The 26198-nt window shown below is 56.4% G+C and carries 25 protein-coding genes, 1 pseudogene and 1 riboswitch; of the genes and pseudogenes, 2 read left to right on the top strand and 24 right to left on the bottom strand.

The genetic code is table 11. The annotated features are described in order from the left end of the window. Window positions 1–750 precede the first annotated feature (750 nt). From ACLD72_RS09735 to ACLD72_RS09770, 8 genes and pseudogenes are all read right to left on the bottom strand, one after another. On the bottom strand, window positions 751–2469 hold the full coding sequence (locus ACLD72_RS09735; protein ID WP_411000419.1) for a cobyric acid synthase: 1719 nt from the start codon (window positions 2467–2469) through the stop codon (window positions 751–753). 151 nt (window positions 2470–2620) lie between these two features. Further along, window positions 2621–3514 (bottom strand): adenosylcobinamide-GDP ribazoletransferase, encoded by an 894-nt coding sequence (cobS, locus tag ACLD72_RS09740; RefSeq protein ID WP_411000166.1) that lies wholly within the window; start codon window positions 3512–3514, stop codon window positions 2621–2623. Next, on the bottom strand, window positions 3511–4131 hold the full coding sequence (locus tag ACLD72_RS09745) for a bifunctional adenosylcobinamide kinase/adenosylcobinamide-phosphate guanylyltransferase (protein WP_411000164.1): 621 nt from the start codon (window positions 4129–4131) through the stop codon (window positions 3511–3513). Before ACLD72_RS09745 ends, cobS begins: the two co-directional genes overlap by 4 nt. 68 nt (window positions 4132–4199) lie before the next feature. Then, window positions 4200–5264 (bottom strand): nicotinate-nucleotide--dimethylbenzimidazole phosphoribosyltransferase, encoded by a 1065-nt coding sequence (gene cobT / locus ACLD72_RS09750; protein ID WP_411000162.1) that lies wholly within the window; start codon window positions 5262–5264, stop codon window positions 4200–4202. 87 nt (window positions 5265–5351) lie between these two features. Further along, on the bottom strand, window positions 5352–6185 hold the full coding sequence (locus ACLD72_RS09755) for an ABC transporter ATP-binding protein (protein ID WP_411000160.1): 834 nt from the start codon (window positions 6183–6185) through the stop codon (window positions 5352–5354). After that, entirely contained in the window at window positions 6182–7228 is a 1047-nt protein-coding gene (locus tag ACLD72_RS09760) for a FecCD family ABC transporter permease (protein WP_411000418.1), read from the bottom strand. Before ACLD72_RS09760 ends, ACLD72_RS09755 begins: the two co-directional genes overlap by 4 nt. After that, the gene (locus ACLD72_RS09765) at window positions 7228–8280 is read right to left on the bottom strand and encodes an ABC transporter substrate-binding protein (protein WP_411000158.1); all 1053 of its coding nucleotides are present in this window, start codon (window positions 8278–8280) and stop codon (window positions 7228–7230) included. Before ACLD72_RS09765 ends, ACLD72_RS09760 begins: the two co-directional genes overlap by 1 nt. A gap of 170 nt (window positions 8281–8450) precedes the next feature. Next, window positions 8451–8666, bottom strand: a riboswitch (cobalamin riboswitch). A gap of 84 nt (window positions 8667–8750) precedes the next feature. Beyond that, window positions 8751–8944 (bottom strand): annotated as a pseudogene (locus tag ACLD72_RS09770) (IS4 family transposase); the annotation flags it as partial. Between the two features lie 314 nt (window positions 8945–9258). On the opposite strand from ACLD72_RS09770, the gene ACLD72_RS09775 reads away from it, so the two are divergent. Continuing rightward, complete coding sequence (locus tag ACLD72_RS09775) at window positions 9259–10161, top strand: transposase (protein ID WP_458475726.1); 903 nt, start codon at window positions 9259–9261, stop codon at window positions 10159–10161. 753 nt (window positions 10162–10914) lie between these two features. Then, window positions 10915–12375, top strand: coding sequence for a catalase KatA (gene katA / locus ACLD72_RS09780; protein WP_411003689.1), 1461 nt, complete (start codon window positions 10915–10917; stop codon window positions 12373–12375). Between the two features lie 113 nt (window positions 12376–12488). Here katA and ACLD72_RS09785 read toward each other — a convergent pair whose 3' ends face one another. From ACLD72_RS09785 to ACLD72_RS09860, 16 genes are all read right to left on the bottom strand, one after another. Then, window positions 12489–13145 carry a DUF4310 family protein gene (locus ACLD72_RS09785; protein WP_411003690.1) on the bottom strand — a complete coding sequence of 219 codons (657 nt, stop codon included), beginning with the start codon at window positions 13143–13145 and terminating at the stop codon, window positions 12489–12491. A 1-nt stretch (window position 13146) separates the two neighbouring features. Beyond that, complete coding sequence (locus ACLD72_RS09790) at window positions 13147–13932, bottom strand: DUF4311 domain-containing protein (protein WP_411003691.1); 786 nt, start codon at window positions 13930–13932, stop codon at window positions 13147–13149. Between the two features lie 59 nt (window positions 13933–13991). After that, a complete protein-coding gene (locus ACLD72_RS09795; protein WP_251590321.1) occupies window positions 13992–14330 on the bottom strand; it encodes a DUF4312 family protein in 339 nt (112 codons plus the stop codon). Window positions 14331–14333: 3 nt separating this feature from the next. Then, complete coding sequence (locus ACLD72_RS09800; RefSeq protein WP_251590323.1) at window positions 14334–14699, bottom strand: glycine-rich SFCGS family protein; 366 nt, start codon at window positions 14697–14699, stop codon at window positions 14334–14336. Between the two features lie 81 nt (window positions 14700–14780). Next, complete coding sequence (locus tag ACLD72_RS09805; RefSeq protein ID WP_411003692.1) at window positions 14781–15146, bottom strand: hypothetical protein; 366 nt, start codon at window positions 15144–15146, stop codon at window positions 14781–14783. A gap of 11 nt (window positions 15147–15157) precedes the next feature. Continuing rightward, window positions 15158–17083, bottom strand: coding sequence for a BglG family transcription antiterminator (locus ACLD72_RS09810; RefSeq protein WP_411003693.1), 1926 nt, complete (start codon window positions 17081–17083; stop codon window positions 15158–15160). Window positions 17084–17108: 25 nt separating this feature from the next. Beyond that, window positions 17109–17366, bottom strand: a complete 258-nt coding sequence (locus ACLD72_RS09815) for an HPr family phosphocarrier protein (RefSeq protein WP_251590342.1) — start codon at window positions 17364–17366, stop codon at window positions 17109–17111. Between the two features lie 282 nt (window positions 17367–17648). Further along, entirely contained in the window at window positions 17649–18614 is a 966-nt protein-coding gene (locus ACLD72_RS09820) for a TRM11 family SAM-dependent methyltransferase (protein ID WP_458475727.1), read from the bottom strand. 86 nt (window positions 18615–18700) lie between these two features. Next, a complete protein-coding gene (locus ACLD72_RS09825) occupies window positions 18701–19099 on the bottom strand; it encodes a TIGR03915 family putative DNA repair protein (RefSeq protein ID WP_411003695.1) in 399 nt (132 codons plus the stop codon). Further along, window positions 19068–19517 carry a DUF4130 domain-containing protein gene (locus ACLD72_RS09830; protein WP_411003696.1) on the bottom strand — a complete coding sequence of 150 codons (450 nt, stop codon included), beginning with the start codon at window positions 19515–19517 and terminating at the stop codon, window positions 19068–19070. Before ACLD72_RS09830 ends, ACLD72_RS09825 begins: the two co-directional genes overlap by 32 nt. Then, entirely contained in the window at window positions 19502–20827 is a 1326-nt protein-coding gene (locus ACLD72_RS09835) for a putative DNA modification/repair radical SAM protein (protein WP_411003697.1), read from the bottom strand. The genes ACLD72_RS09830 and ACLD72_RS09835 overlap by 16 nt, the downstream gene beginning before the upstream one ends. 389 nt (window positions 20828–21216) lie before the next feature. Then, on the bottom strand, window positions 21217–21996 hold the full coding sequence (locus tag ACLD72_RS09840) for an ABC transporter permease (RefSeq protein WP_411003698.1): 780 nt from the start codon (window positions 21994–21996) through the stop codon (window positions 21217–21219). Window positions 21997–22010: 14 nt separating this feature from the next. Continuing rightward, entirely contained in the window at window positions 22011–22802 is a 792-nt protein-coding gene (locus ACLD72_RS09845; RefSeq protein ID WP_411003699.1) for an ABC transporter ATP-binding protein, read from the bottom strand. A gap of 15 nt (window positions 22803–22817) precedes the next feature. Further along, window positions 22818–23891 (bottom strand): ABC transporter substrate-binding protein, encoded by a 1074-nt coding sequence (locus ACLD72_RS09850; protein ID WP_458475728.1) that lies wholly within the window; start codon window positions 23889–23891, stop codon window positions 22818–22820. Between the two features lie 34 nt (window positions 23892–23925). Further along, window positions 23926–25377, bottom strand: coding sequence for an aryl-sulfate sulfotransferase (locus tag ACLD72_RS09855; RefSeq protein WP_411003700.1), 1452 nt, complete (start codon window positions 25375–25377; stop codon window positions 23926–23928). Between the two features lie 13 nt (window positions 25378–25390). Further along, window positions 25391–25867 carry a MarR family winged helix-turn-helix transcriptional regulator gene (locus ACLD72_RS09860; protein ID WP_411003716.1) on the bottom strand — a complete coding sequence of 159 codons (477 nt, stop codon included), beginning with the start codon at window positions 25865–25867 and terminating at the stop codon, window positions 25391–25393. Between the last annotated feature and the right edge of the window lie 331 nt (window positions 25868–26198).

Genomic DNA, 26198 nt, shown 5'->3' on the forward strand with positions numbered 1-26198 from the left:
TTGTATGGGAAACTCCATCGGTATCTGAGATGCTCCAACTGTATGGGAAACTCCATCGGTATCTGAGATGCTCCAATTGTATGGGAAGCTCCATCGGTATCTGAGATGCTCCAACTGTATGGGAAACTCCATCGGTATCTGAGATGCTCCAATTGTCTGGGAGAAGTTCTAACTGTATGGGAAAGCCCACCCGCCTGGGAGATGCTCCAACCGCCTGAAGGCTAACGGACCTGACAGCCCTTATTTGCCTGAAAAAACGCCGTTTTCGTTTCTAACGGACTGAGGAGCCGCTATTTGCTCGAAAAAGGCCGGATACGTGCACATAAATGCCGAATAAGGTCTGTGGTGTCCGTTACGTTTTGAAAACTGTGGATTTCACCAAATTAACGGCGCTGGGGTCCGTTAGGGGGCGGTTAACCAGAATTGTGTCGTATGCCCTACGCCAGAGTTTCTCACAACCGGATCATCCACACCGCCTCTCATTGGAAAAAATCCAATAGATCGTCGGAAATCGGTCACCATGGGGAACTCTGATTGGAAAATATCCAATAGAATTCGCTCAAACCGCCCGTTTTGTGCCTTGCAAAGCCCAACCTATTGGATATATCCAATCTGGCCGCTTTATTTACCACTTAATTTCCAGTTCTATTGGATATATCCAATTAACCTTCCGTACTTACCACTATTTTTCCGCTTCTACTTGGCAGTATCCATTGAGAGGCCGGTACTAAGCAGCGATTCGCCCCAAACTTACTTTCTCATCGCCCTTCCATTCTCTATCTTCGGATCGAGCCCAGCGATTTCATAAATCTGCTCCAGCTTCAGATGCCGACGAACATGTTCGGCCAGGTGATTAAAGGCCGTTTCCTTGCGTGAGGTTGCCGTAAAGGTCGCGCCCAAGGGATCGAGCCCCTTGGCCGTGCGAATGCCGTCCAACCAGGCCCGCCGCCACGCGTCGTTATGAAACAGGCCGTGCAAATAAGTGCCGAAAACGCGCCCGTTGGCGAGGGCGACGCCTTCGGGATAGACCTTGTCTTCATCCGAAGACGGCGTGCCGGCAAAAGCGCCGGTCACTTCGCGGCGGATCAGGAACATATCGGCCAGACCGTGGCCGGCGGAAGGGGACGCCGAAGCATAAGCAGAAGCGGAAACAGAAGCGGACGCGGAAACAGAAGCGGACGCGGAAATTGAGTCCAACGCCGATGCCGAGGCGGAATCCGCCGGCAACCGAACCGTCTCCCCTTGATGGATTTCGTAGCCTTCGATAGGCAGGGCAGCCTGGCCGGGAGGATGCAGCCACACCGGATGCCCGTTAGCTGTCGTCCCGCGGACGCGGACCGTCTTTTTGCCCGGGCGGAAGGTCGTCGCGAGCGGCAGCCAGCCCAGGCCTTCCGCCGACCGCGGAGCGCCCGCCTCTACCGCCTCGGGGTCGTGCAAACGCACCCCGAGCATCTGATAACCTCCGCAGATGCCAACCAGTTGAGCATGCTCCCGCAACTCCATACACCGGCGGATCGCTTCATCCCATGCCTGATCCCGCAGGAAAGACAGGTCTCCGATCGTGTCCTTTGTACCTGGCAGGATGATTGCGTCAGGCTGACCCAGATCGGCGGGCTTGTCCACGTAGCGGAGCGATACGTCCGGCTCGGCGGCGAGCGGAGCGAAATCGGTGAAATTGGAGATGCGCGGATAACGGATTACGGCGATATCAACCGCTGCCTGTTCCCGGGCGGACTCCCCCGCCACCGAAGGATAAGTATCCAAAACGACCGAATCTTCGGCTTCGATGTCCAGGTCGGGAAGATAGGGCAACACGCCGAGCACGGGAATGCCGGTGCGCTGCTCCAGCCAGTCAAGCCCGGGTTGAAGCAGAGAAAGGTCCCCGCGGAATTTGTTGATGATGAAGCCTTTGACCCGGGACCTTTCCTCCGGCTCCAGCAGCTCCAGCGTGCCGACAAGGAACGCAAATACCCCGCCGCGATCGATGTCCCCGACCAAAATGACCGGCGCGTCCGCCCATCCGGCCAGGTTCATATTGACGATGTCGCGCTGCTTCAGGTTGATTTCCGCCGGGCTGCCGGCCCCCTCCATAACGACGATGTCGTACTGCTGGCGCAGACGGTTCAAGGCAGCCATCACAAGCGGCTTCGCCTCCGGGAGAAACTTTTCCCGGTAATCCGCTGCGCTGAGATGCTTGTGCGGCTGGCCGTGAACGACGATTTGTGAATGCATATCCCCAGTCGGCTTGATCAGCACCGGATTCATATCCGTGGTAGCGGCGATGCCGCAGGCCTCGGCTTGAACTCCCTGGGCCCGGCCGATTTCCCGGCCGTCAAGGGTAACATAGGAGTTCAAAGCCATGTTTTGGGATTTGAAGGGAGCCGTGCGAAACCCATCCTGTGTAAAAATGCGGCAGAGCGCCGTTACGATGACGCTTTTCCCGACATCCGAGGCCGTGCCTTGCACCATAAGCACCGCGCCGCCCCCCTTGGAATCGTCCACGTTTCCCCCCGCCCCTCTGACATTGGCTTCTCCTGCCCCAACGGCCCCGCCTGGAATGAAGCCTCCAGTCTTATTTTCCATCTACACCCTCTCCCTTCCGTTTTACCGCGCCTCGCGATCACCGGAATATCAATACCGCCAACAGCAGCAGCGCCGCTTCCAGCCCTTCGTTCAGCGCCCCGTAGGTGTCGCCGGTTAAACCGCCGAGCTTGGCGCTCATCCAGCGGGCCGCCCAGCTTCCCACCGCCCAGGCCAGCAACGGGTGCAGGCAGGCGTACAGCAGCAATTCAACCAAGGCCGGGTCGATGCCGCCGTGTAGGGTTAGCCCAGCCTTCATCGTCTGTGATATGGGTTGCACGCTTATCGGCAAAATAACCAGCAACACAGCGGGCAGCAGCGCCGCCACGGTCAACATGATCGCCCAACCGGCAGCCCCTCGGGCATCGCGTGCCCCAAACCCGCGGAACTGCCCGGCCAGGCCTTCCCCTTGACGGGCGTTCGGCCATAATCGCATGGCCCGGGTCATAAACCAGCGGCTCCATATGGGCGCCGTTAACAGCGCGGCCCCGGTCTGCCAAGCGCCGCCCTGCAGCAAGGAAGCCAGCAGCGAAGCCTTCAGCATAAGCAGCAGCACGCAGGCGAGCACCCCCATCGCTCCAACCCGGCTGTCCTTCATAATTTCCAGCATTTTTTCCCGGGGCCGGTTGCTGAGCAAGCCGTCGGCCGTGTCCATCCAGCCGTCCAGATGCAACCCGCCGGTGACCCATACCCAAACGATCAGCGCCAGCACGGCGGCGGGCAACGGCGGCAGCAGCCATGACGATAAAATCGCGGCGGTCCAAACGCTGAGCCCCACGGCCGCGCCCACAAGCGGGTAATATCGGGCGCTTCGCCGCAGCAGTTCGGGTGTAAAATCGAGCTCGGCCCGAACCGGAAACCGCGTCAAAAATAGAAAAGCAGCCAATACCGGCTGCCACAAGCCGCTCCGATTGCTCTTACTCTCATCGCTCATAGCCGATACTCCCTGCTTTTCAACTCGATCGGAATGCCCGCCGTCACGAGAAACACATGCTCGGAAATGGCGGCCATCCTGCGGTTCAACCTGCCTGCCAGATCGCGATACAACCGGCCCAAGGGGTATTCCGGCACGATTCCGTCGCCAACCTCGTTGGTGACCATCACCAGCGTACCGGGAAAAGCTTCGGCCGCGGCAGCCAAGCGTGCGATTTCCCGCTCCATAACCTCGGCCGCATCAGATCGGTCCCCTTGCTCAAGCAGCATGTTCGACAACCACAATGTGAGGCAGTCAACGAGCACGACGGCCGCGACGGATGAGCCTGCCTTTTCCGTGCCCTGCTGGTGCAACCCGTTCGAATCCGATCCGCCTGCCCGCAGCTTGTCGCCTAAAGCCTCCAGCTTCTCCGCCAGCCGCAACGGTTCCTCCACCGTCGACCAAGCGAATCCGCCTTGTTCCCGCTGCCGCCGATGCAGCGCAATCCGCTCGGCCATTTCTTCGTCGAAAGCTTGCCCGGTCGCGATATACAACGCGGCTTCCGCATGCTTCATGATCCAGCGCTCGGCAAACGAGCTTTTGCCGCTGCGGGCGCCGCCCGTGATCGTTACTTTCATCGCTGTTCCCCCAAACTCATGTTGACTGTTGATGCGAATTCGCCCAGGCAGAGTCCCTTCCATTCATTTTACCGGTCGCCGCCCGTGGAAATCCCCGCGCTCTCAAATGTCGCCATCTCCCGCATGATCCGGCTTGCCGCGTCCACCAAATGCAGGGCGAGCACCCCGCCGGTCCCCTCGCCAAGCCGCATGCCGAGCTCCAGCATCGGATCGAGCTTAAGCTCCCGTAGCAGCCCACGGTGCCCCTGCTCCGCGGAAACGTGGGAAGCGATCATATACCCGGCCGCTTCCGGTGCAAGCCGGCTTGCGGCAAGCGCCGCCACGCTGGAAATAAAGCCGTCGATCACGACGGGACAACGGCTCTTCGCGGCGCCAAGAATGACCCCTGTGAGCCCGGCGATTTCCAGGCCGCCCACTTTAGCTAACACGTCGAGCGGGTCTCCCGGGTCCGGGCGATTGACCTCCAGGGCGCGCTGCACGACTTCGATTTTGCGGCGCAGCCCTTCATCGCTGATCCCGGTCCCCCGCCCGACGCTTTGCTGCGGCGTTATCCCGGTCAAAGCGCTCATCATCGCCGCGCTGGCCGTCGTATTGCCGATGCCCATTTCACCCGTGACGAACAGGCGGACGCCGCGGGATACCGCTTCCTCGACCAGCCGCGCTCCGATCAGCACGGCCGCCTCCGCTTCCTCACGGGTCATCGCCGCGCCTTTGACCATATTGGCGGTGCCGTACCGCACTTTCCGCTGCACCAAAGCCGGGTGCGATAGCTCCGCGTCCACGCCGATATCGACGCACACCACGTCAGCGCTGGCCTGGCGCGCCAGCACGTTCACTGCCGCTCCCCCGGCGAGGAAATTACCCACCATCTGCGGCGTCACTTCCGCCGGAAAAGCGCTGACGCCTTCCTCGCAAACGCCATGGTCGGCGGCCATCACAAACACCGAGCGCCGTGGAAACTCCGGCTGCGCTTCACCCGTAATGCCGGCAAGCTTGAGGGCCAATCCCTCCAGCTTCCCGAGACTGCCCGGCGGCTTCGTCAATCGCCCCAGGCGTTCCTCGGCAGCAGCCATCGCCACCGTATTCAGCTCGCCGATACTTCCAATAAGCTCCGAAATCGCATCATATCCCATGACCGTTCATCCCTTTCCTGTTCGGTTCATCTGTTCGGTTCAACTGCCCGCTTCCTCTGCTCGCTTGATCTGTTCCCTTCATCCGCCTCAGCCGCCAGTTTCGCCGCTCCAATCGCCCTTGGCCTCCCCGCTTTCCGCCTTCCGTCTCTGCAAAAGCAGCTGCGGGACTCCGCTGTCCGGATGCGGCACCCGGTGCGCCTTCACTTGATAGACCTCCTCTACTAAAGCCGTGGACAGAATGTCTTGCGGCGGCCCCTCCGCCACAATACGCCCTTCGCTCAGCACCAAAAGACGGTCGCAAAACAAAGCGGCCAGGTTCAAATCATGCATCACGGCTACGACCGTCAGCCCTTCCTCCCGCTGCCATCCGGAGACCAGCTCCATGAACTGCATTTGGTAGCGAAGGTCCAAATAGGTCGTCGGTTCATCGAGCAGCACCAGCTCCGGCTGTTGCGCCATCACCTTGCCGAGCGCGGCGCGCTGGCGCTGCCCTCCGCTCAGCGCGCTCAGCGGCCGGTTCTCCAGCGCAGTCAGTTCCAGCTTATCCATAATTTCGCCGAGCAGCCGCCGGGTGTCCTCCGGTCCGTCCTTCTCCCTGCCGCGCCAATCCTGATACGGAAAACGCCCCATCTCAACCACGTCGCGGACGCTGTACGAAACCGGAGGCAAACCGTCCTGCTGCAGCACGGCGATTTTTCGCGACAACGCCTTGCGGCCATAGGAAGAGAGCAGTTGGCCTTCCAGCGCGATCTCCCCCGCATCCGGCCGCTCCACACCCGAAATCAGATTTAGTAGCGTCGTTTTGCCGCTGCCGTTAGGTCCGATCAACCCCCAAAATTCGCCCTTCCGCACGCTCCAGCTTACATCGCGAAGAACCGCCTGACGGCCGTACGTTTTGGAAAGCTTTTTTACTTCAATCAACGCAGTTCCCCCTCCCGCTCCTTCTTTTTCCTGTACAGCAAATAGCCGAAGAAAGGAGCACCGACAAAAGCGGTGACAATACCGAGCGGGATTTCCGTCGGCGCCAATAGCGAACGGGCCGCAAGATCGCTCCACATCATAAATATCCCGCCGCCAAGCGCGGAAAGCGGAATGATCAGACGGTAATCGGGTCCGGTAATCAGACGGATCATGTGCGGGATCACGAGGCCGACGAACCCGATGACACCGGACACCGACACGGCCGCCGCCGTTATCAGTGTGGCTATGAGCAGCACGATCAGCTTCGTCCGCTCCACGTTCAGCCCCGAATGCGCCGCCTGGCGTTCGCCGAGCGCCAGCAAATTGAGCGTTCCGGCCCGGCTCCACAGGAACAGCCCGCCCAAGAGCAAATACGGGAAAAGGATGGCCGTATACGACCATCCGCGTAAGGCTAAGCTGCCCATCGTCCAATATAAAATTTCATTGACCGTTTGCTTGGACATCGCCGTCAAAAACGACACCACCGCGCCGAGGAACGACTGCATGACGACGCCCGACAAAATCAGGCTTTCGATCGGGATTCTCCCGTTTTCACGGGCCAGCCAGATGACGATCCACAGTGTGACCGCGCCTGTCAGGAAAGCAACCGCCGGCAGTGTAAACACCCCAAGCAAAGAAAACTGCCAGCCGAAAAAAATAAGCACCGCCGCGCCGATCGCCGATCCCGACGAAACCCCGAGCGTAAACGGATCGGCCAGCGGATTGCGCAGCACGCCTTGAAAGCCGGCCCCGGCCACCGCAAGCGTTGCTCCGACCAATAGCCCTAACAAGACGCGCGGAAGACGCACCTGAAGGACGATCTGCTCCGAGGCCACGCTCCAGTCCGGCGTAATCCAGCTTCCCATCCCCGGAACCCGGTGCAGCAAAATGCGGGCGATGTCGCCAAGCGGCAGCGATACCGAGCCGATCCCGATGCAAAACAGCAGCGTCACGGCCAGCAGCGCCACCAGGACGCCCCCGTAACCGGCCAGCTTGCCGGTCATCATAGCTGAATCAGTTCCGGATAAATTGCCTTGGCGACTTGAATCAATCCTTGCGTCACCCGCGGGCCCGGGCGGCTGAGCAGATTGTCGTCCAGCCCGGCGACGCGGTCTTCCTTGATCGCGGCAATTTGATCCCAGCCCGCACGGCCTTTGATGATATCCGCCAGCGTCCGATTTTTTTCATCGACGACGCTTTTCGCGTACAGGATCACATCCGGATTCGCTTTAATGATGTTCTCTTCGTTGATTTTGCTCCAGCCCTGCACATCGGAAGCCACATTGACGCCGCCGGCCAGAGTGATCATTTCGTCCATAAACTCGCCTTTGCCGACCGTCCAGCCCGGCGAAAATTCGATGTACACTTTTTTCTTCTGATCTTCCGTCAGCGATTTGACAGCTTCGGTCACCTGTCTTAACTCCTGCTGCATTTGGCCGACTACTTCTTCGGCCTGTGCCTGATGATCGGTGATCTCGCCGATCGTCTTAATGTGGTCCATCACGTCGCTCATCGTTTTCGGGTCGGATAGGAACACCTTGTACCCCAGATCGGTCAAGCTTTTGACCGTCTGTTCATCGATCATGCTGGCCGCCACGATCAGATCCGGCTGCGCAGCAACGACCGCCTCCACGTTCACCTGAGACCCGCCCATTCTGGGCTTGTCCTTCACCGCTTCTGGGTAATCGTCCAAATCCGAAACGCCGGCGATTTGCTGATCGAGCCCAAGTGCGAACAGCGTCTCCGTCTCCGATGGAGCCAAGGAAACGATTTTTTGCGGCGCTGACTCAAAAGTAAATTCCTTGCCGCTCGAATCCTTCAGCGTCAGCGGATACGCCGTCTGTTTGGCGCCCTGTTCGCCCTGCGCCTCCCCGTTTCCAGCATTCGAACCAGCATTCTGCCCGCTTTGGCCCGCAGCAGAGCCTGCCGTACCTTGGCCTGCCGTGCCTTGGCCTGCCGTGCCTTGGCCGCCCGCGCCTTTATCCTGGCCGCAGCCCGCCAATAAAAGCGCCATCGCCAGCAGCGCGATCCCCCATAAATTCAACCATTTCTTCATCAATATCTCTCCTCTTTTCTGCTTTTCTGCGGGTCCCGTTCAAACAAGAAAACCCCCAATCCCGGGCGGATGGGGGTACGTCCACAAAGTCATGCCTTCAGCGGGAGACGGATAGCCTGCCTTTAGGGCATAGTGATCTTAGCAGAACGTCATCCTTTCCTCGAAGGACCGTCTTTAATCACCCGTGGGCAGGTCTCCTGACTCTCAGGTTTTGACGACGGCTCGCCTTCCCATCCCCCGTCTTCTGCGGGTGACAGTGGCAATATGAGCAGCGTCCCTGTTTACAGTGGCGGGACCGTGCCGGATTTGCACCGGCTTCCCTTTTAACCGAGAAGCTGAGCGCGGTAAACGCACCGGCTTCAAGGACCTACGGGCACTGATTTTTCGCTTGGTTCCAGGCTTTTCTTCACTATTGGATTATAGGTTAAAAAAATAAAACTTACAATCTCAACTTTCGCAGCAAAAAATCGGCGAGATCCCTTGTAAAACGTGCCGGTGGCATGATCTCTAAATCGGGCAAGCAACTCGACCGCTTTCTGCGATTCCGCTCAAACATGGAAGCACGGAAGCGTCAACGATGAAGAGGGCGTCACGATCCGCCGAGGTCAGCGCATCTACTTTTTGCACCGTAGGCGCCCTCGAGCAGTGTCACAAATCGAAGCCAGGTGAGGGGGCAGTCCAAAGGGTTCGTGTCTTGGTGTCTTGGTGTCTTGGTGTCTTGGTGTCTTGGTGTCTTGGTGACTTGGTGTCTTGGTATTTTGGTGTCCCTGCCTGCAGCCTTTGCACGATTATCCCTTTCGTTCAGTGAGCAGGGGGGGGCTAGAGCAAAGGGTTCCAAAAAAAGAGAGTAGAAAATGTGATAGGGAAAAAATGAGGCGGTTCAGGTGAGATTTTCGGCTTGATAAGAGAACGTATGTTTGGTATAATGAAATAAATCGAACGTACGTACGTAAATTATTGATTCGGGGGCGAGCGAATATGGAGGTCAATACTGGAACGGAACTTCAATCATTCAGCAAGCGTTTTAACAGCGAGCAGGCTTGCATGGAAGCGCTGATCGCGATGAAGTGGCCAAACGGCTTCATCTGCCCGCGCTGCGCTCACCCCCGGTGCAGCCGTCTGACCTCCAGGCATATCCCCTTGTTCGAGTGCGGAAAGTGCAAGCATCAAACATCGGCTTTGGTCGGCACGATTTTTGAACGAACGCATTTACCCCTGCCCAAGTGGTTCAAAGCGTTGGATTTATTCCTGCTTGAGGGCGGCATCTCGGCGATGCGACTGAGCCAGGTGATCGAGGTCACCTACAAGACCGCCTGGTTGATGCTGCACAAAATACGCCATGCCGTCGGGGAATTCGATGCCCGGGAACTGCTCTGCGGAGACGTGAAAGTAAACAGCGATCTGTACGGGCGCGATCCGTCCCGGTGTCAGCTTTCGCATCCATATGCCTCGGCGGTCATAGCGGGATGCACGGTCACGGAGTCGGGTGAGCCGGAGCAGGTCAAAATCTGCCTGGTGCCGCATAAGAGAGGAGACGGGAAAAGGGCAAACCGTCACGAACTCGCCGCGTTCATCAACGGGCATGTGGATGTCCGTACATCGGCAGTACAGTCGTTCCCTCTAGCCTATCGACTGTATGCGCCCTTGCGGAAAGTGGTGAGAGAGGCGTGGGAATCGCTGAAGAGTACATATATAGCCTTGGGACTGAAGCATCTGCAGGCGTACCTAAACGAATATACCGGACGCCGCCGGCTGCACCTGCCCGGAGCGAAAGAAACGATGCGGCAGAAGTTGCTGCGCATGTGTGTGGCGATTCCAGCGATCCCTTACTACCAGCTGATCGCCCGCCAACCGAACCAACCCCTTGCGGCTGCGGCCTGATCGAGACGCTGGAACGGTGGGGGGAGTTTGACGAAGATCAACTTAATGAGTAAGGGGTTAGCTTAATGCGGATCAACTTGATTGGTGCGAGCTAGCATGAACGGTGCGGGCGTTGCTGCAAATGGAAGGGTTCAGGCTACAGCAAAATCACGGTCTTTTCGTTTCCCTCGCGTCTTGTCCTTGATCTCCTGTCTTGACTCTTGTCCGTTCTGTTTCACCTCCCCTAAACCTGATTCCTTCTTCTAAGCCCGTCCAAATTATCTCGAACCTATCTGCTTCTCCACCAAATTTTTCTTCTCCCGAGCTTGTCTGTTTCTCTGCTACCCTGATCAAACGGGATAATCGTGCAAAGCGTCCGGACAACAGTGAGTGTTGATCTACCGCCCAACCCACCGGTCTTCCCTATCCTCAAGCTTTCAACGCCCTTGGCAGTTGATTTAGGTCGGGCTGATGTCTATAACAATGAAAGACACCTCTTCTGTCTGATCGTAGAAGCTCGTCACTCTCGCTTTATCAAACGAAGCGGTGCTTTTCTATTTTGACAGCCGCCTTTCTTAATTTTTTAAAACTTTCAGCTCAAGGACTCAAGCTGATTTTTGCTCTGCGAATGTTGAGTTACAATCTTTATCCAACCTTCATGCATATTTCATCATCGATTCATCGCGCCTTCATGACAAAGCTCCCCGGTCCCGGTAAAGTTAAGTTATCAAAACGATACGATTTGAATAATTCATATTTACTAGAGGTGATTAAATGACTAATGATAAAAATCGGTTAACCACCAGCTCAGGCGCTCCGGTGGGAGACAATCAAAACTCGATTACGGCCGGTCGGCGTGGCCCCGTCTTGATCCAGGATGTCCATTTGCTGGAGAAGCTGGCCCATTTCAACCGGGAACGCGTGCCCGAGCGCGTCGTTCACGCCAAAGGCGCCGGGGCCCACGGGGTATTTGAAGTGACGAACGACGTCTCCAAATACACCAAGGCAGCTTTTCTGTCCGAAGTCGGGAAGCAAACCCCGATGTTTATCCGCTTTTCGACGGTGGCCGGCGAGTCGGGCTCCGCGGATACCGTCCGCGACCCGCGCGGATTCGCCGTGAAGTTCTACACCGAGGAAGGCAACTACGACCTGGTCGGAAACAATACGCCGGTGTTCTTTATTCGCGATGCGATCAAGTTCCCGGACTTCATTCACACGCAAAAACGCCACCCGCAAACGCACCTGAAAAACCCGAACGCCGTGTGGGATTTCTGGTCTTTGTCGCCGGAATCGCTGCATCAAGTGACGATTTTGTTCTCGGACCGCGGTATCCCGGCTACATACCGTCATATGCACGGTTACGGCAGCCACACTTTTAAATGGGTAAACGCGGAGGGCGAAGCAGTGTGGGTGAAATATCATTTCAAAACGAATCAAGGCATCCAAAACCTCGATGTCAAACTAGCCGAAAAATTGGCGGGAGAAAATCCGGACTACCATACCGAGGATCTTTTCAACGCGATCGATCAAGGCAACATGCCGAGCTGGACGCTGTACGTGCAAATCATGCCGCTTGAAGATGCGCAAACGTACCGCTTCGATCCGTTCGACGTGACCAAAGTGTGGTCCCAAAAAGATTACCCGCTGATCGAAGTAGGCGTAATGACGCTGAACCGGAATCCGGAGAACTATTTTGCCGAAGTTGAGCAAGCGACGTTCTCGCCGGGCAACTTCGTCCCAGGCATCGAGGCTTCACCGGACAAAATGCTGCAAGGCCGCTTATTTGCCTACTCTGACGCGCATCGTTACCGCGTTGGCGCAAACCATAACACGCTGCCGATCAACCGTCCGATCGCCGAAGTGAACAACAATCAGCGCGACGGCTTCATGCGCGGGGACGGCAACGGCGGAGCCTCCGTTTACTATGAGCCCAACAGCTACGGCGGCCCGACGGAATCTCCGCAGCAGAAAACTTCCCCGTTCGAAGTGACGGGATATGCCGACAGCGTCGCCTACGACCATGATGACCACTATACGCAAGCCGGCGACCTGTACCGCCTGCTGAGCGAAGAGGAACGTACCCGTCTGGTCGAAAACATCGTAAGCGCCATGAAACCGGTGGAAAAAGACGAGATCAAGCTGCGGCAAATCGAACACTTCTACAAAGCCGATCCAGAGTACGGAACACGCGTTGCCGAAGGCCTCGGCTTGGCCGTGCCGCAAGGCGGCAACTAATCCTTTAAAAATAAAAGGAATTCGTTTAGGACGGATACGTATTCCTTTTCACATAGATTTATGAAATAACGGCCTGTTCCGTGGATGACGGAGCGGGCCGTTTTTTACGCCGTTTATTGCGGAGTTAGCGGGAACAAAGCGCCGAACACCATCGCGCCGATGATGGCGCCGCCGGCAATCGGTTTTTTAAACGCGTAAAAAGCCGCGCCGCCAAGGGTTGCGCCAATGCCCACCGGAATCGAAGCCATCACCGCCGAGATGATGATCAGCGGCCCCAGATAGCGGCCGGCCGCGTTCCCCGCCCCCATCATGATGTCCGCCCCGAAGGTGGAGTTGGAGGCGTTAATCGTGTATTTGCGAATCAAAATGATCATGCCGCCAACCAAAAACCCAAGTACCGCCCCGGTAAGCAGCGCCAGCGGAAACGAAGTGATTGGGGCCGTGATCCCCGCCCCCAGCATCAGCGCGGGGATGCCTATCCCCAGCCCCGTTTGCAATGCACCCCCGATATCCAAAATACCGACAAGCGGTCCTTCCAGAATGCGGGCAAACAGAAAGCTCGCGCCAAACGCCGCCGCGGCGCCGAAGCTCCCGCCGTTGATGCCTGCTTCGAGCAGGGCGATGATCGCAATATCATTAAATGCACCGACATGATAAACGTAATACATATGCGTCCCGGCAAAAATGCCGGAAGACAAAAAAGCGACGAACAGCGGAAACGCCCATTCCGAATACCAAAAGCCTGCTTTTAGTTCGTTATGATTTTCCATCCTATTTCACCTCGGATCCAAAAAATGCGTGCAGATCAATCAGCCACTGCGGTACGGCCACATGGACGCTATGCAGCAAAGAAACATCAAAACCACGGAAGAAGCCGCTCAGCACAAACAAAAGCACCACCGCCGTAACCAGCGTTTTTGTAATCCGGTTCCATCCGCCGTCGTCAACACCTTTGCCGATCAGAATTCCCAGCACAATGCCGGGAACGGCATTGCCCATCACCAGATGGGATAAGCCGCCGAGTACGGTCGACCAGACGCCGGTTCGTTTGCCCGCATCCATCGCCGCCGTCCAGAACACGATCGGCATGATCGGATTGATCAGCCAATTCGCCGCCGGTACCAGCACCTGTGTGGCGATCGCCTGCAAAGCTGCGGGGACGGCCGCCGCCGTCGAATTCAGCAGCGTGACCACAGAAGCGCCGACAAATGCGCCGGCCCAGGCCATTTTGCGCGGATTGTGCAGCGTCTCCTCGACACTTTTATTGCGAATCATTAGCGCCGCCGCCGCCCAGTTCGGAATAATCCGGTGATCGACGTCCTGCGTCAAGCCCCCGGCTCCCACCACGGAAGCCCACGCGTTAAACAGAAAACCGAGCCCGAACGAAAAATGAGCCACCGGGTCGCCTTCACACGCATTCAGTTCCCCAAACGTCCGGAAGGCGCCCATCCCCTGAACCTTGGGGGCGTGAAACATTCGCGCTGCTCCGGCGCCTACGCCAAAGCCGACCAGCAAGCCGAGGATAATGGACTTCAAAATAATTTCCAAGGTTTCCATCCCTGTTCCCTCCTTTAATAATGCGAGTTCAAAAAGTCAGGTTTTCAGCACCGAGAAGGTTACCTCATGCGCAAAATACGCCGGACCCGGGAAGGCTGCCGGACCCGTTCGCTGAACTCAAGGTTCGCCAATTCCACCAGCCGCAATCTCACCGTGATGTTGGCCTTGACTTCGTAGCTAGTGCGGATACGCGCAAAAAGGAAGCCGAGGAATTTTTCCGTATATGTATGCTGAACAGCGGACACTACCTCAAAATCCAACGGCTCGATTTGCAGAAGAACATCCGGCGTTTCCCTGACAATGCCTTCCCTCATCCTTAGCAGCGCTTGTTGAAAGGCCGCTTGCTTCGTCTCACCCGAACCGGTAATCGTAAACGTACGCTCCATTTCCTTGTACATGCCTCAACCTCCGTTTTTCTTCAGATAAGCTTCCGTCAAACGCCTGCCCAGCTCTTCCACATCCATAAACCCGAAGCCAAGCACCTTTTTTCCTTGCTGAATCGCCGTGACTCCCGCCTCAACCGACCTGAGGCCGAACTCCATCGGATATTGATATTTGGTATTGGCCGTCACCGCTCCCGCGCCGCCGCTGCCGCAAAAGGAAATGCCGAAATCGGCGTTCTCCCGATGCATTACGTCCCCGAGCTTCATGTCCGCTCCAATTCCCGGAATTAAAATGGCGATCCCCCCGGCGGCTTCCACTCCCTTCGCTACGTTTTGCCCTTTTCCCAACCGGTCGCCGATCACGACCTTGACCGTTTTGCTCATCCGCGTTTCCCCCTTATTTTTAGGTGCTGAAAACCTGACTTTTTAACCTTCATTGAATCGGTTGTTCAAAAAGTCAGCTTTTTAGGTCTGCTGCCTTACGGCTTCAAAATGAACGGCCAGATAAAAAACCTCCGCCCGGTCTAGCTCTCTTCCCGGCGGCAATTCGCAGAGGGACAGTAGCTCCTTGCTTAAAGCCGCCGAGGCAGGGCTGATTTCCAGAAACATTTCCTCGGAAATATCGGGAAGATGCTCCCCGCATGCCAATCTGCGGATAAATGCCAGCAAATGAATGCCGATGATCAGTTCCTTCTGGCTGCCGATGTCCAATCCGTCCCGGCCCGCTTTGCCGCGCAATTCGCCGAGCAGCCGCCGCACTTCTTGCAGCTCATGGGCTTCAGCCGTTATTTTCGCCTGAATCGCCACTAGTGTATCGTCAATGGTGCACATGGATATTCTCCTCATTCCAAATATTTCAAAATCGCTTGCAGTTCACTTTCCGTAACTTCGATTTGCCGCTCCTGCAAAATGTCCAACAAGCGGTTCCTTAGCGGTTGTTCCCCCTCCAAACGGGCCGCCCTGGAGTTCTCCTCCCGGTATTGGATACCGAAAGCGGTGCGCTGCATCAAAAATATGCAATGCAGTGTCAGCGCTTCGACCCGCTCCGCCGCGAAATGACCGCCGGCGCCGCTTACGATCTGCCTGCTCAGCTCAAAGCCTTGGAAAACAAGGTTTTGAAACCATGCCTGGACCGTATAGGGGTCATCCATCTGCAGCCGTACCGGCACAGAGTCTGTCTTGCGCGCTTTAACTCCTAGGCCAGAGTCTTGACCCATCCGCTCCCCTTGCAAAATTTTCTTTGCCTGCTCCTGAATGCTTTTGAAGTCCGCTTCCCCCGGAATCGCGCTCACCAATACCGACGGGACCGGCACGTTCACCGGCAAAACGCTGATCACCATATCATGGCCGCCCTGCCGCAGCATTTTATGAAGTTCCATAACAGAGCAGGTACCGCCTACGCTGACATTTTTCAAATTGCTCTCGATGACCGTCTTAAGCAGCCTGCTGGTGCCCCGTCCTGTACCGCATACGACCAATGCGTTCACCTTGCGCTGTCCGCGCATCCGCTCATAGGCATTTTGAAAATGCAATGTCATAAAGGCCACATCACCATCCGTAAGATAAATGCGGTACACCCCGAACACCTTGATGCCGGCCGCCTTCACCTGGTCGAACATCACGCGGTAGGCACGCCTGATTTCATGGAGCATCGGGTTCGGTTCGATCACCCCGTAGCTGTATTCCGTCAGCTTGTTGGAGATATGGGCCAGCAGGTCGGTAAACAGATCGGGATATTCCGAAAAGGGGAGATTAAGCCCCTTGCCAACCTCCCGGATCATGCGCCGGGTAATGGAAAAAAAGTCGGGCAGCAGTTCCCTGGCAAAATGCTGGTTGTCCGGAGCGGCGGAAATCATCGCTAGCGCCTGCAAACAGACGAACCAGATGTCGGCTTCGGGAAACCGGGTTCCCGTCTCCTCGCCGAGCTTGATCAGTCGCTTGCGAAACACGGCGAAAATCCCTTTATCCCCCTCCAGCGTACCGGGAAAATCAAAAACTCCTTGTTCCCGGCCATGCCAGCCATGGCTGCGGCGCAAAATGATAATGCACAAACGGATAAACACGCCGATAATGCACTGATCGGAAAGCAGGACGCCTAGTTCCCGCTCCGTTTCTTTGACCAGCGAGCCGACGGTGACAAACACCAGGTCCAAGTGGTCCACGGAGTCCAAAAAACTTTTCAGCACCTGATTAAAATAGTAGGTTGGTTTTCTCGCCTCGGCCACGGCGGCCACAATCCGGAACATATCGTTCCCGTCCAGTAAATCCAGGATGACTTTCTCCAGGACAAACCATCTCTGCTTTTCCGCTCCGGTGACTTGGATGCCTGAAGCGGATCGTTTAATCCGCAGGCTCCAATCGGCCAAAAACGGCTCGATGACCGCAAGATCGGCCAACGCTGTATTGCGGCTGACCGCGTTTTTCTCCGCAAGGCGGCCGATGGTCAGGCAATCGTCCGCCAGCAGCAGATCCAAGGTGATCGAGCTGATTCGTTCGCTTTGGCTCAGAAACACCTCGTCTCCGCCGTGGCCCAGTTGCTCCAGCAGCTTCTTCCGCTTTTCCTCCGTGCATTCAATCCATATACCCCGGCTGGGCTTGGATTTAAGCTCCATCCCCTGGTCAACGAGCCACATCCGGATGCTGCCGACATCGTATTTGATCGTACGCTCGCTGACTCCGAATTCAGCCGCAAAATCCTTGATGCGCAGCGGTCCGGGAGCGTAAAGGATCTTTTTGAGCAGCGCGCGGGATCGAGTGACGAGAGCCATGAATTTCACCCCCTTAAATGCAGCGTTATTCGAAAACGGCGGATAACAGGGCTTCGATTTTCCGCAGCGCCTCTTCCTCCCGTTCCCCGGACGTCTTCAGCACAACCTTGTCTCCGTAATTCATTTCCAAAGCCAATATGCTGACGATGCTTTTGCCATTTGCTTCCCTTTCGTCTTTGATCAATCTTATGTCGCAAGGGAACAACGCCGCCATTTTCATGACCGCCCCCGCCGGGCGGGAATGAATCCCCAGCGGATTTTGAATGATCACTTCTGTCTCCATGCCATCACTCCTTGTTTGCCGTTCATTTTGCATTTAATGTCACAATACATTACATAAAACACTAAGTCTCCTCTCCTTTTCTCGCAAGTTCCTGAAAAGTTTCAGAAATTAATCGTTTTCATTGCACAATTCAAGTGATGTAATGTATCATGATTTGTAGATTGTACTTTCAAGTTAACGAATAAGCGGCAAAATGAACAGACCAAAAAAGCTGCACCCTGAACGGTGCAGCTTTTTGTAAAACCGAAGCTAATAAGTGAAAACTACAATTTTGTTACAACGCTATACCGGCTGCTGTGCAGTCAACCACACATGACGGACAAAAGCTCCTTTGCTGACGGAGCAGGAGTCCATGATTTTCAGGCCTGCGGCTTCAATCTCTGACTCCAGCGGCTCGGAAGAAACGATCACTGCCCGCTTGCTGATCCGCCTTACGCTGGCAAGCATGAGACTGCGCTCGGAGGCGGAAAGAACAGAGCATAAATTATAAGGCATATCGACGATCGCCGCATCAAACGCCTCGTTAATATCGTTCAAGTCGCCGATAGCCACCAAGTCCGCATCATCGTAACCGAAATGGCGCAAGTTGACCCTTGCCCCGCGAACGGCCAGCGGATTGATGTCCCGGCCAATGATATCGATGTCCATCGACAGCGCTTCGATCAGCACATTGCCCATGCCGCAGCACGGATCGATCGCCCGAATCCCATGCGGATCGGGCACAGCGATGTTGACGAGCGCCCGGGCCACTACGGCGGTGAGGCCGGTGGAGTAATTTTGCGGCTTATGCTTATGCCGCTGCCAGACCGGGTCGGCCGGCCGGCAAATGCCGAACATCCAGCCATCGTCCAACGACAGCAGTCCAAATGTTATATCCGGCTGCCTCATGTCGGCCTTGCCGCGGATCCTTCCGCCTATCTGCCGCTCCAATTCACGCTGCTGCTCATAAGTCCGTTTCAAACCGTTTTTGAGATACAGCACCTTAAAGGTACGCCCATCCAGCTCCAACTCCTCCTCCGCCACCCAGGTGATAATTTCTTCCAGCGTTCCGGCGGCATGCAAAACGTCCACCCGCATGGAAACAAACGGACTCCGGTTCGGTTCAATCCGTAAACGGCTGTCTATCAATGCAAATGCCCCGGGCTCTTGGCCAAACAGGGCGCGAAGCTCCATATGGCATAGCTCCCGCTCATTCTCATGGCACGCAAAAGGATAGATATACCGGAAAGGCGTTTGATTCAAATCCACTCTGCCAACTTCCCCTCTAAAATACCTTCCCGTCCATTGTACCAGAACCGCTGGATATCGGACGATGCCAAGGCATATCCAGGCGCTTACTGCAGGCGCTTCGGCTCTGGAGAGTCGGTGCGGTGTCCGTGTCCGCGCGCTCCCTGCATCTCGGTCAATTGCCCCCAGTAGCGCTTGGGCATATGGGACATCTGCGCCCGAGGATTAATCCTCTCCCGGATCGCCACCGTTTCGTAGAACTGCTTCCAGAGGCGGCGGTACGCTAGTTCCTGCTCCCCCGCTTCAGGCAAAATCAACTCGTCGACGTCCACGATCTCCGCTTTCCCGGCTCCCGCTTCCTCCGGCCGGTGGATGAGCGCTTGTCTATGGGTTTTGTCGTAGATCATAAAGGACTCCCTCCGGTAGCGGTCGCAAAAATGCCCGGCCAGCAGCGGCAGCACCCGGTTCTTTGGCTCAATGACAGAAACCAGCGCCTCGCCATACACCGAAGCGCACGAAGCCCATCAAAGCATGACTCTCCGTGTTCAAATGCCGCACCGCCTTGCGCAATCGGTGCACCGTGTTCTCCGTCAGCATATCCATCGCTGCCCGCCCATGCTTAAAGCCAAGCCGCAGGAACCGATAAATAAGCAGATCTTTCTGCGGATCGCAGGTAAGAAAACCGCGGCGGACAAGCTCTTGGGCGGCCGGACATATTTTTTGCCCGATGGCCGTGTACACCCGGTTAGCCTTCTCCGGACAGGTTTCCACCCAGCGGGTTACAAACAGAGTATACTGCGGATCAGCGTCGGAACGCAGGTCGACCAAATCCTCCTTCCGCGCATAGCTCTCAAACACGCAGCTCAGCAAACCGTCAAAGCTTCCGTCGTAGGCGTAAGCCGCATCGCTTATCCAAGCAGCCATGGGCTTAGCTCCTTCCCGGTTTTCCCCGCCAGCTCCTCGTCCGAAAACAGCGACAGCTGTTCCACCTTCGGCTTGGGCAGAAACATGTCGATTTCTTTGCGGGACAGCAGCGATCTAAGGATTGTGCTTTCGTTCACTTTCAACCCCTCAAGCCGCCGGCCCGAGCAGATGATAAAATATTGAGCCCGTTTCAGCACGACGCCCAGCTTCTTTAAGCCGGGAAAATCCAGCCGCGCCGCTCTGCGCGCGGCCACGATCCGCTTGGCGCTGCGGACGCCGATACCGGGTACACGCAGCAGCTCTTCATAAGGGGCCTTGTTGATCTCCACGGGGAACCGGTCGATATGATTGACCGCCCAATGGCATTTCGGGTCCATAAACAAATTGAAATTCGGGGTGTGCTCATCCAGCAGTTCCTTCGCTTCAAAACCGTAGAAGCGCAGCAGCCAATCGGCCTGGTACAGGCGGTGCTCCCGCAATAACGGAGGCTTGCTTTCGAGCGAAGGCAGCAGCGAATGCTCCGCGACCGGGGTATACGCCGAGTAATATACCCGTTTCAGCTCATATTTCCTGTACAGCGCCTCCGTTAAGGTTAAGATCCTAAAATCGCTGTCCGGCGTGGCGCCTACGATCATCTGGGTGCTTTGGCCGCCCGGAACAAACCGGGGGGCGTGGCGGTATTTGACGAGATCGGTGCTGTTCTCCCGAATGCCCTGGCGAATCGCGGTCATCGGCTTAAGGATCGCTTCCTTGCTTTTGTCCGGGGCCAACTGGTGCAGGCTGTCCTGCGAAGGCAATTCGATGTTCACGCTCATCCGGTCAGCCAGCAGGCCCAACCGGGAAATCAGCGCCGGATCGGCGCCGGGAATCGCCTTCACGTGGATATAACCGCCGAACTGGTAATTCCGGCGCAGCAGCTCCAGCACCCGGATCAACTGTTCCGTCGTGTAGTCCGGATTCCGCATGATGCCGGAGCTGAGAAACAACCCTTCAATGTAATTGCGGCGATAAAAATTTATCGTGAGCTCCGCCAGCTCCTCCGGGGTAAACATAGCCCGGCGCGTGTCGTTGGAGCGGCGATTCACGCAATATTTGCAATCATAAATGCAACTATTCGTCATCAGTACCTTCAGCAGTGAAATGCATCGTCCGTCCGCGGCAAAGCTGTGGCAGATCCCCGAGCTGACGGCGTTTCCCAGCGAGCTGCCTCCGCTGCCCCCGCCGCTCCCGCGCTCTGCCCCGCTGGACGAACAGGATACGTCATATTTGGCCGAGTCTGTCAAAATGGTCAGCTTGTCATACACATCCATACGTTATGGCCTCCCTTTTGACAGCCATTATATTGCGAACATTTGTTCTTGTCAATGATTAAGACCGCCGAAGGTCGAAGGAATTCGTTCCGGCGGTCCCTTTGATAAGTAAAGCAAGCCTCTGGCGGAAATAGAGACAATTTATGGCCTTATTTTGAGATTTTCCCCCTTTTACGCAAAATAGCGGTAATTTAGGTCGTTATTCAGGGATTAAGCTGGGAATATCGCCCATTTGACGCCATATAACAAAAATAAAGACAAAAAAATCCTCTATTTTGCTAAACACCCTTTTCTGGAAAAAATAAGACCTTTATTTGCCGTTATTTCTGAACTGTCCCCTCGGAACCCTGCAATTTTGAAAAACGCCGTCCCGGTTAAACGGTGTTGGCTTATCTTTTTCCGGCCGCCGCTGTGCCGATCACTCCGTACCGCCACAGCACCTTGCGGCCAAACCATCCGAACAGCCGGTCGGTGGCAAATCCCATCAACCCCAGGCTGAGCAAACCGACAAAAATCCAGTCGGTACGGAAGAACAGCCGGGAGTTCCAGATCAGGTAACCGACGCCTTCGTTCGCCGCGATCATCTCCGCCCCGACGATCGCCATATACGAGGTGCCCATCGCCAACCTGACGCCGGTGAAAATATAAGGCGCGGTCGCCGGCACGATTACGTGCCGGATGATTTGCCACTCCGAAGCGCCCATGCTGCGGGCCGCGCGGATTTTGTCCTCCTCCACCGCCAACACCCCCGTCAGCGTGTTCATGATGACGATAAACAGCGTCGCGTACAAAATCAGCGCGATCTTCGACTGCTCGCCGATGCCGAACCAGACGAGAAACAGCGTGATAAAGGCGATCGGCGGAATAAAACGGATGAAGTTCAGCAGCGGTTCGGCGAAACGGCGGATAAAATCCACCTTGCCGATGACAATCCCGAGCGGAATGGCGATCAGGCTCCCCAACGTCCAGCCGCTGAACACCCGGTAAAAGCTGATCCCGATATATTTCGGCAGCGAGCCGTCCCGCAGCAGCTCCAGCGCTCCCGCCGCCGTATCCGCCGGACCGGGCACCACCTCAGGGCCGTAAAGCCAGGCGCCGCCTTGCCAGGCGGCCAGGATGAACAACCACAAGAGGAGCAGGCCGGCCCATTTATTTTTCAGCCTAGTCATAAGGTTCGCCCCTTCTATTCGTCAAAATGAGCTTGAATCCGCCGGTAATGCTCGTAAAATTCCGCCGCGGACACGTCGCGCGGATAGGCGAGCGGAATCTCGTAAATCTGCGAAATATTGGAGGACGGGCCCGAAGACATAATCCCAACCCGTTCCCCAAGCAGGATCGCTTCCTGAATATCGTGCGTTACGAAGACGACCGTTTTGTTCGTCTGCCGCCAAATGCGCACCAACTCCTTCTGCATCGTCCGGCGGGTCATAGCGTCCAAAGCCCCGAACGGTTCATCCATGAGCAAAATTTCCGGATCATTGGCCAGTACGCGGGCCAGTTGAACCCGCTGCTTCATGCCGCCGGACAGCTCCTTCGGAAATTTGTCCCCGTGGCCGGCCAGCCCGACGAGCTCCAAAAAACGGCCGGACACGATACGGCGCTCTTGCTTTGGCACTTTCTTCATCTTCAGACCGAATTCGACGTTCTGGCGTACGGTCAGCCAAGGAAACAGCGAGGAATCGGCCTGCTGAAACACGACCGCCCGATCCCGCCCGGGCCGATCGACATCCGCACCGCCAACCCGCAGACTGCCGCTCGTTTTGGAGATGAAGCCGGCAATCATGTTCAGCAAAGTCGATTTGCCGCAGCCGCTAGGCCCCAGCAGGATAAAAAACTCGCCGCCTCTGACGACCAGATCGACATCTTTGATAATGTAATGAACCTCCCCGCTCCCCGCCGGACGCTGATCGCCATAGCTTTTGCCCAGCCCCGCGATCGTAATCGTGCGGTTCTGCGCAACCATTGACACGGACATGCCCTTCCCTCCTTATTACGGTGTGATCGATACGCGGTCCGGTAAAACCTCGCGCAGAAAATCCAGCTTGATTTTATCCTTCAGTTCAAAATCTTTTTCGATAATTCCGTTCTCGACCATGTATTTTTTTTGCCTTGTCAAACTGTCGTATGCGGCCTCCGTAAAATCGACGTTCCAATTGAGCACTTCCAGATCCTTAAGCGTAGACTCCCTCGGCTGTTTGACTTCTTTATACAAAATATCCGCGACCTCCTCCGGATTTTCCTTGACGAACCGCGAGGCTTCATCGAGGGCGCGCAGGAAATTCGCCACCGCCTCCGGCTGCTCGCGAATCAGCGCTTCCGGCGCTACGATTTGGCTACCGATCCGCACCTTTGTCTGCGACATGTCGGTCAGCTGTCGGACCCCTTCGGCGGCCTCGAACTTCGCGGTCAGCGCCGCGCCGCTGACCCAGACCGCGTCCACCTCACCTTTTTTCAAAGCAATATACGCTTCGTCCGAGCCGCCCTGCCCGATGAGCTTAACGTCATCCAAGGCAAGGCCGTGTTCGGCCAAATATTCGTCCCATAAATAGGAGAGAAAAGTCCCGCGCAAAAAGCTAAGCTTCTTCCCTTGCAAATCCTCCGGTTTGCCGATTTCGTCCCGCACGAACAGCTTCCACTGTTTTGCGTTTTGTTCGGTCGAGGTGCCGGTCGAGGCGATGATCGCAAACTCCCCTTTACTCACGGCATTCAAAATCGGAAAATCGGCGCCCCAGGCGATGTCCGCCTGCTTGATGAACAGCGAGTTGATGCCTTCCGCCGGCGTGGCGAAGGTGACCAGCTTCACTTCAATGCCGTTTTTTTCAAAAAAACCTTTGCTTACCGCCGTGCGCAGCACCGGATTGGTGGAAATGTCGGCGATATTCAAGGTAACGGGGGCTTGCTCCTGCCGGTTTTGCACCCCGCCGCTCCCGGTGCCTGCAGCCTGCACCGCTGCCTGGGAACCCTCCTTCACCGAACCGCAGCCGCTTAAGACGAGCAGCAAGGACGCAAGCAGCCAAATCAAGCTCAGCACCGTTTTTGCCTTCGTTTTGGGGAATGTTGTCATACGTGTTCGCTCCTTTCTTCTATATGGGTTCCCGTTAAGACGGAGCCGCAGGCGTGCGCGGCCGTTCATCAATCCGGGCGACGCAAAGCGCGCCTTCGCCGTAGGAGACGGTCCCTTCTACGGTAACGACCGAATCCGTACCCTTCGCCGCGGCGCCGGGCACCCGGAAGCTGGCCACATCAAGCGGCTCGATCGCCCGCTCCTCAGGATGTGAAAGCTGCGGCACCCAAGCGTAAGGTACGCGGTAGGCGCGGTAGACCATGTTGGAGTTCCGCTTGTTTTTGTACGGGGAAATATATTCCCATACGAGCTCATGCTCCCGCGTCACCTCGAAAATCCTCCCGTCCGCGCCTTCCGTTATCAGCGTGTTGCCGTTCGGCAGGCGCTGGGCGGAGCTGATGTACGGGCTGTAGAAGCGGTAGGCGTCGAGCGGCGCCTGAAATCCGGCTTCCGTCGGCGTATACTGCCAGACGATCTCTAGAGTGACCGGATCGATTTCCAGTACGCGCGAGTGGTCGCGGACAGCGTTTTTCTGACCGGTCGGCGACGCCGGATTCGGCAGCCCGTAACCCCCCCAGCCGCCGTTGTCGAATACGAGCAGATTACCTTCGCCGGGCAGGCCGCGCGGGATCAAATGGGCGTGATGCTGGCCGATGATCCACTCCAGATGTTTCACCTCGGGCGCCGAATAGTCCGGTCCCAGCTTCCAGACGAGGTTTCCGCTTTTTTTGTCGATGATCGCGATGATGTTGCTTTCCCGGGCGTCCCAAATGATGTTATCGGGATGGAAGCGCTCGTCGCCCGCGTCGTAATGGCGGTTTGGTCCCAGCGCCGACACCGAGTTGATGTGCATCCAATCCCCGGCCTCATTGCCGAAAAAGCGGGTATTCGGCTCTTCGCGCAGCACTTTTTTCGCCGCGCCGTCGAAACCGAGCTCATCAAAATGCTCATGGCAGTTCCATTCCCAAACGATGTTGCCTTCCCAATCGACCTCAATGATGGAATCGTCCAACAGCAATTTATCGGAAATTTTCGGATTGCGTACATTTTTGTGGACCAAAATCAGCGTATTGCCCTCCAGTGTTCGGGGCTCGAGTCCCGGCGCAAAATAACCTACAGGGCTGCCGGCCCGCTGATAGTCGTGATGGGCTCTCGCCATCCATTGCGGCTCATGCCCGGGATCTTCGATCCATTCGTGACGGTTGAAGCGCCAGACGATATTGCCGTCCCAATCGACCTGAACGAGATCGGCCTCGTCCTGGAACCCGTGCTGCGGATCGCGTTCGGCCGTGCTTCCAAGCACGTAGCCTCCGGGCAGCAGTTTGTTGGGAAAACCGCGAAGTCCTTGCCACAACCGGATTTCCCTCCCGTTCATATCGATCAGCAACGCGCCTTGGTCGGCCGCCTGATAAATCGTGTAGCCGCTATAAGCTTTCTCCGGCTTGTAAATCGTTGCCCCTGTCGGGTAAATCGTCGGATGCCCCATGTTCTCCACTCCTTTAATAAGATAAAAATCTGCTCTGGCCCGAACGCTGGTCGCCTTCGCCCGGCTTTTGTCCGGCATTACTCTCAGCCAGCGCGTTCAGCGTACCGGAGAAATGCTCCAGATTCCCGGTCAGCTTTTGGAAGAGGCCGGCCATTTGCTTTAGCTCCTCTGCGTGGAAGCCATTGAACAGCAGCGTGATGCACGCCGCGCCGATATTGCGGTTGCGGGCCATCATCTCCCTGCCCTGCTCCGTTATATCCAGCCATACCGTCCTCCGGTCGAGCGTCTGGCGGACCCGCCGGGCGAACCCTTTTTGCTCCAGCTTGTCGCACAGCCCCGTCACGGCGCCGGAGGTGAAATCGAGCTCCTCCGCCAAATCGCCGAGCCGCTGCGGCCCTTCCCGGATCATTTTTTGCATGACCAGCAGTCCGGGAAGCGCAATCCCTTCAACTTCTACTTTGTCCCTTTCCTTCACAAACCGCCTGACCATTTTGCGGAACAGCCAGTCGGCTTCCTCCAGCAGTTCCCACTCCGCATGACAACCGGATATGGGTATCACCTCCTTCGGCAAAAATAAAAAGCCTCCGAAAGCTCCCCTCAATAGGGGAACCTCCGGAAGCCTTTGGCGGTCCAATCGGCTGCAGTCCAAGGCACATCTTAGACTTCTCTTAGCGCTAAGATAATGAGCTATGAACGATTTTCCACCATATTAAACCAATTATTCTTACCCGTCAAGTGTGAATTAAAAAATCTGACAACTTCCAGAGCTGGTTTATCCTTCATGAGGGTAATGCCAGCCCAAGGGGATGTCAATCCGGCGT

Source organism: Paenibacillus lacisediminis, from assembly GCF_046567315.2.

Bases quoted from the DNA above. Each gene is read 5' to 3' on its own strand.
- ACLD72_RS09735 (WP_411000419.1), bottom strand. From the start codon at position 2,469: ATGGTGCAAGGCACGGCCTCGGATGTCGGGAAAAGCGTCATCGTAACG.
- cobS (WP_411000166.1), bottom strand. From the start codon at position 3,514: ATGAGCGATGAGAGTAAGAGCAATCGGAGCGGCTTGTGGCAGCCGGTA.
- ACLD72_RS09745 (WP_411000164.1), bottom strand. From the start codon at position 4,131: ATGAAAGTAACGATCACGGGCGGCGCCCGCAGCGGCAAAAGCTCGTTT.
- cobT (WP_411000162.1), bottom strand. From the start codon at position 5,264: ATGGGATATGATGCGATTTCGGAGCTTATTGGAAGTATCGGCGAGCTG.
- ACLD72_RS09760 (WP_411000418.1), bottom strand. From the start codon at position 7,228: ATGACCGGCAAGCTGGCCGGTTACGGGGGCGTCCTGGTGGCGCTGCTG.
- ACLD72_RS09765 (WP_411000158.1), bottom strand. From the start codon at position 8,280: ATGAAGAAATGGTTGAATTTATGGGGGATCGCGCTGCTGGCGATGGCG.
- ACLD72_RS09775 (WP_458475726.1), top strand. From the start codon at position 9,259: ATGGAGGTCAATACTGGAACGGAACTTCAATCATTCAGCAAGCGTTTT.
- katA (WP_411003689.1), top strand. From the start codon at position 10,915: ATGACTAATGATAAAAATCGGTTAACCACCAGCTCAGGCGCTCCGGTG.
- ACLD72_RS09785 (WP_411003690.1), bottom strand. From the start codon at position 13,145: ATGGAAAATCATAACGAACTAAAAGCAGGCTTTTGGTATTCGGAATGG.
- ACLD72_RS09790 (WP_411003691.1), bottom strand. From the start codon at position 13,932: ATGGAAACCTTGGAAATTATTTTGAAGTCCATTATCCTCGGCTTGCTG.
- ACLD72_RS09795 (WP_251590321.1), bottom strand. From the start codon at position 14,330: ATGTACAAGGAAATGGAGCGTACGTTTACGATTACCGGTTCGGGTGAG.
- ACLD72_RS09800 (WP_251590323.1), bottom strand. From the start codon at position 14,699: ATGAGCAAAACGGTCAAGGTCGTGATCGGCGACCGGTTGGGAAAAGGG.
- ACLD72_RS09805 (WP_411003692.1), bottom strand. From the start codon at position 15,146: ATGTGCACCATTGACGATACACTAGTGGCGATTCAGGCGAAAATAACG.
- ACLD72_RS09810 (WP_411003693.1), bottom strand. From the start codon at position 17,083: ATGGCTCTCGTCACTCGATCCCGCGCGCTGCTCAAAAAGATCCTTTAC.
- ACLD72_RS09815 (WP_251590342.1), bottom strand. From the start codon at position 17,366: ATGGAGACAGAAGTGATCATTCAAAATCCGCTGGGGATTCATTCCCGC.
- ACLD72_RS09830 (WP_411003696.1), bottom strand. From the start codon at position 19,517: ATGGCTGCTTGGATAAGCGATGCGGCTTACGCCTACGACGGAAGCTTT.
- ACLD72_RS09835 (WP_411003697.1), bottom strand. From the start codon at position 20,827: ATGGATGTGTATGACAAGCTGACCATTTTGACAGACTCGGCCAAATAT.
- ACLD72_RS09840 (WP_411003698.1), bottom strand. From the start codon at position 21,996: ATGACTAGGCTGAAAAATAAATGGGCCGGCCTGCTCCTCTTGTGGTTG.
- ACLD72_RS09845 (WP_411003699.1), bottom strand. From the start codon at position 22,802: ATGTCCGTGTCAATGGTTGCGCAGAACCGCACGATTACGATCGCGGGG.
- ACLD72_RS09850 (WP_458475728.1), bottom strand. From the start codon at position 23,891: ATGACAACATTCCCCAAAACGAAGGCAAAAACGGTGCTGAGCTTGATT.
- ACLD72_RS09855 (WP_411003700.1), bottom strand. From the start codon at position 25,377: ATGGGGCATCCGACGATTTACCCGACAGGGGCAACGATTTACAAGCCG.
- ACLD72_RS09860 (WP_411003716.1), bottom strand. From the start codon at position 25,867: ATGGTCAGGCGGTTTGTGAAGGAAAGGGACAAAGTAGAAGTTGAAGGG.